This window comes from Photobacterium kagoshimensis, assembly GCF_050337045.1.
In the GTDB taxonomy this organism is placed as follows: domain Bacteria; phylum Pseudomonadota; class Gammaproteobacteria; order Enterobacterales; family Vibrionaceae; genus Photobacterium; species Photobacterium kagoshimensis.
The window spans coordinates 85,132-95,767 of record NZ_JAKJSO010000023.1 but is presented as its reverse complement, the minus strand read 5'-3'; the positions used below and the strand labels follow the sequence as shown (position 1 = coordinate 95,767).

10 protein-coding genes are annotated in these 10,636 nt (G+C 45.1%); 2 read left to right on the top strand and 8 right to left on the bottom strand.

Translation table 11 applies throughout. The annotated features are described in order from the left end of the window. Window positions 1-406: 406 nt before the first annotated feature. The 5 genes from L4C35_RS19890 to rppH all read right to left on the bottom strand — a co-directional run bounded on the left by L4C35_RS19890 (window position 407) and on the right by rppH (window position 5,913). Window positions 407-1,258: a thymidylate synthase gene (locus tag L4C35_RS19890; protein ID WP_428464539.1), complete on the bottom strand. Its 852-nt coding sequence runs from the start codon at window positions 1,256-1,258 to the stop codon at window positions 407-409. 185 nt (window positions 1,259-1,443) lie between these two features. Further along, the gene (gene lgt, locus L4C35_RS19885) at window positions 1,444-2,250 is read right to left on the bottom strand and encodes a prolipoprotein diacylglyceryl transferase (RefSeq protein WP_428464538.1); all 807 of its coding nucleotides are present in this window, start codon (window positions 2,248-2,250) and stop codon (window positions 1,444-1,446) included. A gap of 31 nt (window positions 2,251-2,281) precedes the next feature. Beyond that, window positions 2,282-3,085 (bottom strand): sulfite exporter TauE/SafE family protein, encoded by an 804-nt coding sequence (locus L4C35_RS19880; protein ID WP_428464537.1) that lies wholly within the window; start codon window positions 3,083-3,085, stop codon window positions 2,282-2,284. 9 nt (window positions 3,086-3,094) lie between these two features. Continuing rightward, entirely contained in the window at window positions 3,095-5,350 is a 2,256-nt protein-coding gene (gene ptsP, locus L4C35_RS19875) for a phosphoenolpyruvate--protein phosphotransferase (RefSeq protein ID WP_428464536.1), read from the bottom strand. Window positions 5,351-5,391: 41 nt separating this feature from the next. Continuing rightward, entirely contained in the window at window positions 5,392-5,913 is a 522-nt protein-coding gene (gene rppH, locus L4C35_RS19870) for an RNA pyrophosphohydrolase (protein WP_048897990.1), read from the bottom strand. 783 nt (window positions 5,914-6,696) lie between these two features. Here rppH and mutH point away from each other — a divergent pair. After that, window positions 6,697-7,380: a DNA mismatch repair endonuclease MutH gene (gene mutH / locus L4C35_RS19865; protein WP_428464535.1), complete on the top strand. Its 684-nt coding sequence runs from the start codon at window positions 6,697-6,699 to the stop codon at window positions 7,378-7,380. A gap of 17 nt (window positions 7,381-7,397) precedes the next feature. On the opposite strand, the gene L4C35_RS19860 is transcribed toward mutH, so the two are convergent. Further along, window positions 7,398-7,700, bottom strand: coding sequence for a DUF6482 family protein (locus L4C35_RS19860; RefSeq protein WP_428464534.1), 303 nt, complete (start codon window positions 7,698-7,700; stop codon window positions 7,398-7,400). A 225-nt stretch (window positions 7,701-7,925) separates the two neighbouring features. Between L4C35_RS19860 and L4C35_RS19855 the strand changes: the two genes are divergently transcribed. After that, window positions 7,926-8,960 (top strand): NADP(H)-dependent aldo-keto reductase, encoded by a 1,035-nt coding sequence (locus tag L4C35_RS19855; RefSeq protein WP_428464533.1) that lies wholly within the window; start codon window positions 7,926-7,928, stop codon window positions 8,958-8,960. 93 nt (window positions 8,961-9,053) lie between these two features. Here L4C35_RS19855 and L4C35_RS19850 read toward each other — a convergent pair whose 3' ends face one another. Together L4C35_RS19850 and L4C35_RS19845 are read right to left on the bottom strand one after the other, a co-directional pair. Next, a complete protein-coding gene (locus tag L4C35_RS19850) occupies window positions 9,054-9,299 on the bottom strand; it encodes a hypothetical protein (RefSeq protein WP_428464532.1) in 246 nt (81 codons plus the stop codon). A gap of 407 nt (window positions 9,300-9,706) precedes the next feature. Next, window positions 9,707-10,588 carry a LysR family transcriptional regulator gene (locus L4C35_RS19845; RefSeq protein ID WP_428464531.1) on the bottom strand — a complete coding sequence of 294 codons (882 nt, stop codon included), beginning with the start codon at window positions 10,586-10,588 and terminating at the stop codon, window positions 9,707-9,709. Window positions 10,589-10,636: the final 48 nt, after the last annotated feature.

Here is a 10,636-nt window from a genome sequence, read left to right as displayed (position 1 = left end):
GCTCAACAGGAGTATCGAACATCATCGCTTCTTTTAGAACTCGCCAATGATAGTCATGGATAGAGTTGGATGAGCGACCGCATTGACACACAGCGGTGGAATCAGGCTTTAAAGTGATTGTAATTAAAGAATCAGTTTTATGGGACTTTATAATCTGAAAGCCTTCCCAGAAGGAAGATAGGAAAGTATTATTCGACATGAAAACGGTAGTTTTTGGAAGGTTGTGTTTGGCGATGTAACCATACCATTAACTACCGTTTTTGTTTTCAGTTCCCGCTAATCCGCGAAGAACCTTTTTTAATGGTGATTGATTAGTACTAAAACAAATCAACAGCAGGAAATATTCATTTTCATCAGCAGCACGCACTCGTTTACTGCTGATCTCATGCTTTAACTATCGCTCAATTTATACCGAAAATGGATATTTAATCGCTTCGTGGTGCTCGTAACCCACCACTTCAAAGTCATCCATTGTTACCCAGGTTTCTAAATCTTCTAGTGATTTAATTTTAGGGTTAATGATCAATTGTGGTGAAGCAAAGGGTTCACGCTGCAGTTGTACATCACGCATAAGCTCAAGTTGATCTTCATAAATGTGTGCATTTACAATCTTGTGGTACGCCTTACCTGCTTTTAAACCCGTAATTTGCGCCATTAAAGCCAGTAGGGTAAAGACTTGGATCTGATTGAAGTTAAGGCCAAGCGGCACATCACACGAACGCTGGTAGCTGGTTAGATAAAGCGTATCGCCCAGTAACGAAAAAGTATGGGTGTGCATACAAGGACGCAGGCAACCTAAGTCGAATTCGCCTAGGTTATAAAATGTCATGATTTCGCCACGGTCATCGATGCCTTTAGACAAGTTGTCGACAATTTTACGCAGCTGATCGATAGTCGTGCCATCAGGTTTTTGCCAACTACGTCCTTGCACACCATAGACTCGGCCCATGTCATCATGGCCTTTGCGGTGAGGGTTATTCAGCCATGCTTGGTTCTCGTTAGCATTCATATCCCAGGTTTTGGTACCTAATGCACGAAAATCTGCCGCATTATCATAACCACGTAGGTAGCCTAGCAATTCTGCAATCGCCGATTTCCAAAAACTTTTACGGGTAGTGATTAGTGGAAATTCATTATTGGCAACATCGAACGTTAAGTCAGCATTCACAACGGTTAAACAACGTTTGTTAGTGCGTTCGTTTTCAATCCAAACACCTTCGTCAACAATACGCTGACAGAGATCTAAATACTGCTTCATCGTTCTACTCGCTCGTCATTAAAACCGAAAGCATGCACAAGGCCTTTCAGCTACTCAAAAAAATTGTGGCCGATCTTACCAGAAATCGCGGGGCTTTTTTTGATGAAATACCATGTTCCCCAGAAAAGCAGCCATAAAAAAAGCAGCTCCAGTGAGCTGCTCTTTTCTTCTACCTAACAGAGATGTTATGCGGTTTTGCCTTTAGGCTGCATTTTATATGCCCACAGCATCATTAATAGACCACCGATCACCATAGGTAACGACAGAATTTGGCCCATACTGATCCAGCCACCAAATAAGCCAAGCTGGGCATCCGGTTCACGGAAATACTCCACAATAAAGCGGAAGCTACCATAACCAAACAAGAACAAGCCTGATGCCGCCCCTGCTGGACGTGGTTTGCGAATAAACAGATTCAAGATGATTAATAGCACTAGTCCTTCAAGGAAGAACTCATAAAGCTGTGAAGGGTGGCGTGGCAATGGCCCGCCCGTTGGGAACACAATAGCCCAAGGCACATCACTAACACGTCCCCATAGCTCACCATTAATAAAGTTACCTAAACGGCCAACCCCTAAACCGAATGGTACCAGCGGTGCAACAAAATCTGCCACGCCAAAGAAAGTACGACCATTTTTATGGGCATACCAGAACATTGCCGTGATCACCCCCAGCAGGCCGCCGTGGAACGACATGCCCCCAGTCCAGACTTGAAACAGATAAAGAGGGTTATCAAGGAATAAGCCAAAATTATAAAACAGCACGTAACCGATACGTCCACCCAGCACAACACCTAAAAAGCCAGCAAACAATAAGTCACTAACTTGTTCACGGGTCCAGCCACTATTAGGTTTATCGGCACGGCGGTTGGCTAGCCACATCGCAAAGACAAAACCGAGTAAATACATTAGTCCATACCAGCGAATAGCTAGCGGACCAATTTCAATTAATATCGGGTCGATATTAGGGAATGTAAAAAAACCTTGGCTCATTCAAGTTATCTCATTGTGTTGTTTATTGGGGTTAACCCATAAACATTTTGAAGCTGATAAAAAGTAAAAATACAGCAAATATTTTCTTTAATGTCGGAGTCGGCATTTTGCTCACTAAAGCAGCACCATGGCGAGTAGTTAGCACTGACGTCGAGACAATTCCCACTAAAGCGGGTAAATACACATACCCAATGCTCATAGGCGGTAATGCTTCATCACCTACCCCTGCTGCAATAAAGCCTAGCATACCAGCCACTGCAATAATTGCCCCAGCCAATGAAGCACTGCCAATGGCACGTCGCATTTCTAATCCATGCCAATTTAAGTAAGGCACAGTAAGTGAACCACCGCCAATACCCGCTAAGCTCGATACCACACCAATGATCCCGCCACTAAAAATACACTTAGTCGGACTTGGAAGGGTTCGCTCATGGGTTGAAAAGCGGATAGATGCCAACATTTGTAACGCCAAAAATAGCACTATTCCTGCAAAAATCTTCGGTAACAATTCAGCAGGCACTAGCTCTGCAATCATACTGCCACCCAGCCCACCCAGCACAATTCCCGGTGCCAACATTTTCACCGCTTGCAGATCAACGTTACCTAATCGCAAGTGATTGCGCGCCGATGACCCCGAGGTAAGCACAATACTGGCTAATGATGTTGCCAATGCGATATGCATGACCATCTCAGTGGGGATCCCCGCCTGCGGTAATAACCACACTAAAGCAGGGACCACTAATAAACCACCACCAATACCCAACAACCCAGCAAGTAAACCAACGACACTCCCTAGTGCCAAGCACATGGCAAACAGCCATAATGTGGATTCCATTTATTTACCCTACTTACCAGCACGAATAAAGCCGCCAAGACCTTTGTCTTCGACGAAACGAGTTGTTGTTGTTCTAACCTCTGTCGCTACCGATGACTGAAGCGCTAGCTGGGCCAACTTCGACATATCCTCAGAGGCTATCTGACGAAGGATATATTTAATCTTGGCGACATTACGGGTGTTCATACTTAACGAACGATAACCCATGCCCACCAGCAATAATGCCCCAACCGGATCACCTGCAAGCTCACCACACACACTAACAGGAATACCAAGTTGCTGGCTAGATACCAAAATATGCTGCAAAGCATGTAAAACTGCAGGGTGTAATGCATCATAGACATTCGCAACCCGTGCATTGTTCCGATCAACCGCTAATAAATATTGGGTTAAGTCGTTACTTCCCACCGAAATGAAGTCTACTTTGCCTTTTAATGCTGGCAGCTGATACAAAATCGAGGGGACTTCAATCATGATCCCTAACCGTGGACGATGTAATACCTTACCTTGATGCTGCGCGTGCTTACTCACTTCTTCAAACGCCCGTTCGATCAAAATAATCGCTTCATCAAGCTCTGCGATCCCAGAGATCATGGGCAGCAAGATGTCCATATTATCCAAACCAATACTGGCTTTTAGCATGGCCCTAACTTGAATAAGAAAAATTTCCGGATGATCTAAGGTAAAGCGAATACCACGCCAGCCAAGGAATGGGTTATCCTCTTCTATTGATAAATAAGGCAGCGGTTTATCGCCACCAATATCAAGGGTACGCATCACCACGGGCTTATTGGGGTATGACGCTAAAATGGTCCGATATTGCGCCGTTTGTTCTTCCTCTGATGGAAAACTACGTTGCAATAAAAAGGGAACTTCAGTTCGATAGAGCCCCACACCATCAACACCACGATTAACCGCGATACTGGTATCGGCACTCAAGCCTGCATTAAGGTGTACGTAAACACGCTGATTATCTTTGGTGACCGCACATTTCGCTAGTGCACTCTCAACGGTTTTATCTAATTCATTTTCTTCGCGTAATAAACGTCGGTATTCTTTTAAAACATGACGATTGGGGTTTACTAAGAAATCACCCCGGTAACCATCCACAACCACTTGGCAGTTATGGATTTTCTCAGGGATAAAATCGACCCCCATGATTGCAGGTATACCGAGTGCACGCGATAAGATCGCCGCATGTGAGTTCGCGGCGCCTTCTTGGGCGACAACCCCCGCTAATTTATCTCGTGGAATTGTCGCGAGCATGGCTGCGGTTAATTCCCGTGTAAGCAGTACACGCGGTTCATCCCACTTGTACTCGATAACGTCTTCATTTTGCAAAAAGAACAACAGGCGTTGACCGAGTTCTCGAATATCGTGCGCACGCTCTTTGAGATACGCATCTTTCATGTTGGCAAAACGGGTTGAATACGCTTCAACAACTTGACGAATAGCCCATTCAGCCTGATCGCCCGATGCCACTTTGGCAAACAAATCCTTACGTAGCATAGGATCATTAAGCAAGTGGCTGAACAGATCAAAAATCGCTAAAGTTTCTTTATGCAATTCACTGTCAAAGCGCTTACGCAAACGGCGAAATTCATTACTCGCCAAATCAATTGCAATCGTCAGCCGCTCTTGTTCATTCTCTAAGTTCAATGAAGAGGCAGGCAAGACATGTTCTAAACGTGGTTGGTTATCATCCCACCATGCTTTAGCCACCGCGACCCCTTGCGATGAAGCCGAACCAATTAAATGCAAACCATCGTGTTGATCTGGCCACATCCCCTGCGCTTTAGCATGGGCAAGGATCACCGCCAGCTGTGCCGCGAGCGTGACCATGAACGATTCTTCGCTTTCATCGAATTCGCGACGATCTTTTTGCTGAATAACCAACACACCTAAGACATTACGCTGGTGTGTGATAGGCGTGCCAAAGAAAGAACCAAAGTGTTCTTCGCCTGTACCAGGCAGGTGTTTAAACTGGGGATGTGATCGCGCATCGGCGATATTGATAGGCTCGGCTCGGCGGCCAACCAACCCGACTAAGCCTTCGTCAAAACCCAAACTGATATGATGGCGGGTTTTGACTAGGCCTTGTGTTGCCATCAAGGTGTATTCTTGACGTTTATAGTCAGCGATATACACCGAACAACAATCGGTATGCATTGCCTGACAAGTACTGATCACCAACTGATCGAGCGCATCGATCAGGGTTTCAGCACTGGCAACTTTTTCTACAATTTCTCTGAGCTGTGTCAGCATAAGCTGTTTTGCGCCTTACTTTAGAGTGGGCATCAGCAAGCTTAACGGCGACCCTTGTGACGCTTCACTCTACGCTCTTTACGTTCCTTAAATGGCATCGCCATTGCGGCAAACTCTTTTAATGCGCGTCGATAAACATCACGCTTAAAAGACACCACCTGACGCACCGGATACCAATAACTGACCCATCGCCAACCATCGAACTCCGGCGTGCTCCCACGCTGCATATTCACCTTTGACTCATCGCATTCTAGGCTAAGCAAAAACCACTTTTGCTTCTGCCCGATACAAACGGGTTTCGAGTCCCACCTGACTAGACGTTTGGGTAATTTATAGCGCAGCCAATGGCGGCTGGAGGCTATGATCCTTACATCCTTTTTGGTAAGCCCTACTTCCTCATACAATTCTCGGTACATGGCTTGCTCAGGGGTTTCCCCTTCATCAATACCACCTTGTGGAAACTGCCAAGAATGTTGTCCATATCGTCGAGCCCAGAATACCTGGCCGTGGCTATTACAGATAACTATCCCGACATTAGGACGGTATCCATCGCCATCAATCACTAGACGACCTCAATTATAAATCTCTATTACAGCTGATTTTTTCATAGATCGCGCCAAAGGTTAACAAACATTCTAATTATTAACTGTTTTTTCCTACCTAGCACTCAGTTTCTGGATAACTCAATAACAAGGAATGTTTTATAAACAGCCAAGTGAGACATAACCCACATTTATTCACTTTTTCTGTGGATAGATTTGTGAAGAAGCACCTTTAACGTGAATAAAGTACCTTATCAGCGAGATTGGGCAATGATTAAAAAACAAACCAAACAAGGCAAAAACCAACTAAAAACATAATATTACAAGGAAGAACACATTAACAAACACGTAGAGTGAGTGACTAAAACATCAGCAAAAGCGGATCGGTTAAAGATCCACCAGTTATGAAATTATCCACACCATCAAGACCTCTTACCTGATAACAACCCCAGCATTCTGCCTAAAAAGCACACTAACCCCTGTGTATACATCCAGAGCTTGGCGCTGTGCTTTTTTTAATCAAAAGACCTGTGGATATCTTTTCGATATGATCCTAGCCCATATTCTTGGCTACCACTTTCTCCCTCGCAGCTACCCCCCCACATCTATTGACCCTCAGGCAACTAAAATGCAGGCAATAAAGCATTACTATCTACCGTTTGTTTGAAAATCAGATACCATAGCCAACATTCGCTTAAAAACACCTCAAACCAGACAACAGCCTTGTCCGCTAATCATCAGTTCATCGGTGGCTTATGATAAAATACTCACGTGACCTCACTGTTTAACCTAAAGTGGCTTAGTATGACGAGTATTTCCTCCCCCTTACCACCACAAACCGAACAAGAATTGCTTGAACGAGCACAAGCCTTAGCAGGACTCACGCTGGGAGAGCTGGCTGCCCAAGCGGGTCTAACTCCACCGCAAGATCTGCGACGTGATAAAGGTTGGGTAGGACAATTACTCGAATGGCACTTAGGGGCAAGTGCGGGCAGCAAACCCGTACCTGATTTTATTGAACTCGGGATCGAGCTAAAAACCATCCCTATTGGCTATCATGGTAAGCCATTAGAAACCACCTTTGTTTGCGTTGCCCCATTAATAGGCTTGCATGGTCTTAATTGGCAAAATAGCCACATTCGTCATAAATTAGCCAAAGTATTGTGGGTGCCTGTCGAAGGAGAGCGCGATATTCCCTTGGCTGATCGCCACGTTGGTTCGCCCCTGTTATGGCAGCCATCACCAGAAGAAGAAAGCCAACTTCGTCAAGACTGGGAAGAATTAATGGACATGATCGTGTTGGGACAGGTCGAGCAGATCACCGCCAAACACGGCGAGGTATTACAGTTACGACCAAAGGCGGCCAACAATAAAGCGTTAACCGAAGCCTATGGTGCGAATGGTCAGCCAATCAAAACGCTACCTCGTGGGTTTTATCTCAAAACCCATTTTACCGCGGCCATTCTTGCCAAACACTTTATCATCTAGCCCTACCTCATTTTGTATCAGAGGATGATCCTCATGTCTTCGTTGCAGCGTGATAGCTGATTATCAGGTGAAAACTCATCGTAAGGATCGATAACACGTAAGATGACGGTATCGATCCCCAAAGGTTTCAAAAGATCGCCAATTTGCTCCATATTCCGAAACATTAGCATACCATCGGCATCATCTTTAAGTGGCACCAACTGGTGCTTAAATTCTATCTCCATCAAGTAATCGGCCATACCAGCGTGGCTCATCACCACGCATTTTGGCTGGGGCTTACCTGGCGATTTAAGCCAGTGCTTAAACTGAGTCAGTTGCATTTATCTGCATCCTTTCGACAGTGGCTAGATATAACTATGTGTCACATTCCCTCACTCAGCAAGTAAATGGCAGTCGACATCTGCATAAACTCTCGTTAAGTTAATAACATATACCCAGCCAACAAATGCCATTTCACTTGCATGCTAGGGTGGTACACCTAAGCACCTGTTGGAAAGTAGCAGTAAACAGCCTATTTGTTGGTACTTGCAGTCCAAGGAGGGCTAATGAAATATCACCGCATTCCCCATTCCTCACTCGAGGTCAGTAAAATTTGCCTTGGCACCATGACCTTTGGTGAACAAAACACAGAAAAAGAGGCACACAGCCAACTCGATTTCGCCTTTGAGCGCGGGATAAACTTCATTGATACTGCCGAGATGTACCCTGTTCCCCCCAATAAAGAGAGCCAAGGATTAACAGAGGCCTACATCGGCAATTGGTTAGAGAAAACAGGGCTACGCAGCAAGGTGGTATTAGCAACCAAAATTGCAGGGCCACGTAACCTTCCCTATATTCGCGATAATATGGCACTGGATCATCGCAACATTCATGATGCCGTTGATGCCAGCCTTAATCGCTTAAAAACCGATTACATCGACTTATACCAATTACACTGGCCACAACGCGAAACCAACTGTTTTGGTCAACTGAACTACGAATACAAAGAAGACAATTCGGGTGTAACCATTCTTGATACGCTAGAAGCGCTGGCTGAGCTACAACGTGCAGGTAAAATTCGTTATATCGGTCTTTCCAATGAAACGCCTTGGGGGGTGATGTCCTTCCTCAAATTAGCCGAGAAACATAATCTTCCTCGGGTGATCTCGATCCAAAACCCTTATAGTTTGCTTAACCGTAGTTTCGAAGTTGGGCTCTCTGAAATCAGTCACCACGAGGGCGTTGAACTCCTCGCTTACTCACCATTAGCATTTGGTACCCTCAGTGGTAAATACCTCAACGGTGCTAAACCTGCAGGGGCGCGCTGTACCTTATTCGAGCGCTTCTCGCGCTACTTCAACCCACAAGGCGTCGCCGCCACTCAAGCTTATGTCGCCATCGCCCATAAACATGGCCTCGATCCGGCCCAAATGGCATTAGCGTTTGTTAATCAACCTCCTTTTGTCGCCTCAAACATCATTGGGGCAACCAACCTTGACCAATTAGATGCCAATATTAAGAGTATTGACCTCAGTCTAACTGATGATGTTTTACAGGATCTCTCCGAAATCGGTGTGCAATATTCTAACCCTTGCCCATAACGAATCATCCCCGCATAAGGCGGGGATGATTATCTGTTCTTACCGGTTTATTCTGCCCTGCCACTTTGATACGTAATAGCGACAGGGCAGCTATTACGTGAGCTGTCTAGATCGAAACTCTCGTCGAAGGTGACGTGTTTTGCGTTGTGCAAGACTAGCCCCGAATTCGGCATCTAAACGGCGATCTTTACCAATGCCAATATCTTGCAACAAGTGCTCAGATAGGTGTGAAAAATCCACTTGGATTCGACGGTTTTCACGTCGCCATGCTTGATGCTCACGATAAAGATCAGCACGAACTAATAGTACCGCTAGGCGTAAATAAACTGATTGGCGCATAATTTAACTCTCCATAGTTAATATTGGAGGGTCACTGATGCTGACGAGATCAAACTTTTACTGCAAGTAACCGCGACAGTATCCGCGGCCCTGAGTTACAGCGGATGGCTGTTATTGTGTTGAATTTTTAGAGGTATCACTAAACGGCGCAATACATGTATGCATTGAGAAAATCATCATGGTCGCCTCCTAGTGAATATGTGGGTAAGTGTTAAGTACGTGTAAATTTTAACCACTGTAGAGAATTAAACAAGCACAAATATTCACCAAAATGAATAAAGCATTTTTATGCTAGCCACTTTAACTATCAGCATTCTTTATACCAATAAGTCATCATTTAAGCCTAAAAAAGCAGCATAATAAAATCAGCTGCTCTATCTTATTTCTGATTGTTCTAACGAAAGGCATCACTGCAATTGAATTTCTTTCAGCAAAGCTAACAATGCTTTAGTGGCTGGTCCTAAGGCTTGTTGATTGGAATAAGCCACATCAACCGATTGGCGCCAGGCCTCTGTGTCCATCTTGGTCACTAACTCGGTTAATAAACCAGACTGAATAAGATCACCAACAATATTACGTGGCAACACAGTCCAACCAATACCACTACTAACCAACAACATTGCCGATAAAGCACTGTCTGTGATCCACATTGAATCAGAGAGCTGCCAGCGGTGAGCTAATTTTCGATAACGACCACTCAATAAAATCTGACGATGCGATTTGAGATGATGCCAATCCACTACGGACTCTTTGGCTAAAAGGTGCTGTGGCGATACTAAGTGGCACATCTCCAGTTGACCTATACCATAGAAATCGAACCCTTCCACCAAACTATCGAGTTGCACCATCAAGGCGAGTTGAGCTCGACCCGTATCCAGTAATTCCAACAAATCACCTTCTGCCGCATTGAGTATTTCCAATTCGACCATAGGGTACTGGGCTTCAAACACCTTGAGTTGATCGGCTATCGTTTGGGTCATGGTCATCGACTCTACCGCCAAGGTGATTTTGGTTTCTACCCCTGCTTGGTATTCCTGTGCACTGGCCAACAAGCTACCGCACTGTTCCAAAATATGCCGCGCTTTGATAAGTAATGCTTCACCATGCTTTGTCAGCACAGGTGAGCGACGGCTACGATCAAACAATGTCAGGTTAAGATCGGCTTCAAGATTGGCTACCGCGGTACTGACTACTGACTGCGCTTTACCTAACCGCCGCGCTCCTGCAGAAAAGGAACCACTATCGGCAGAAGCAACAAAAGCCTCTAACTGCTCAAAAGAAAATTGCATACGCTTAACACCCATAAACTATCGCCTTTAACGATAGTATCTAACTTC

Bases quoted from the DNA above. Each gene is read 5' to 3' on its own strand.
- ptsP (WP_428464536.1), bottom strand. From the start codon at position 5,350: ATGCTGACACAGCTCAGAGAAATTGTAGAAAAAGTTGCCAGTGCTGAA.
- L4C35_RS19860 (WP_428464534.1), bottom strand. From the start codon at position 7,700: ATGCAACTGACTCAGTTTAAGCACTGGCTTAAATCGCCAGGTAAGCCC.
- L4C35_RS19890 (WP_428464539.1), bottom strand. From the start codon at position 1,258: ATGAAGCAGTATTTAGATCTCTGTCAGCGTATTGTTGACGAAGGTGTT.
- mutH (WP_428464535.1), top strand. From the start codon at position 6,697: ATGACGAGTATTTCCTCCCCCTTACCACCACAAACCGAACAAGAATTG.
- lgt (WP_428464538.1), bottom strand. From the start codon at position 2,250: ATGAGCCAAGGTTTTTTTACATTCCCTAATATCGACCCGATATTAATT.
- L4C35_RS19880 (WP_428464537.1), bottom strand. From the start codon at position 3,085: ATGGAATCCACATTATGGCTGTTTGCCATGTGCTTGGCACTAGGGAGT.
- L4C35_RS19850 (WP_428464532.1), bottom strand. From the start codon at position 9,299: ATGCGCCAATCAGTTTATTTACGCCTAGCGGTACTATTAGTTCGTGCT.
- L4C35_RS19855 (WP_428464533.1), top strand. From the start codon at position 7,926: ATGAAATATCACCGCATTCCCCATTCCTCACTCGAGGTCAGTAAAATT.
- L4C35_RS19845 (WP_428464531.1), bottom strand. From the start codon at position 10,588: ATGCAATTTTCTTTTGAGCAGTTAGAGGCTTTTGTTGCTTCTGCCGAT.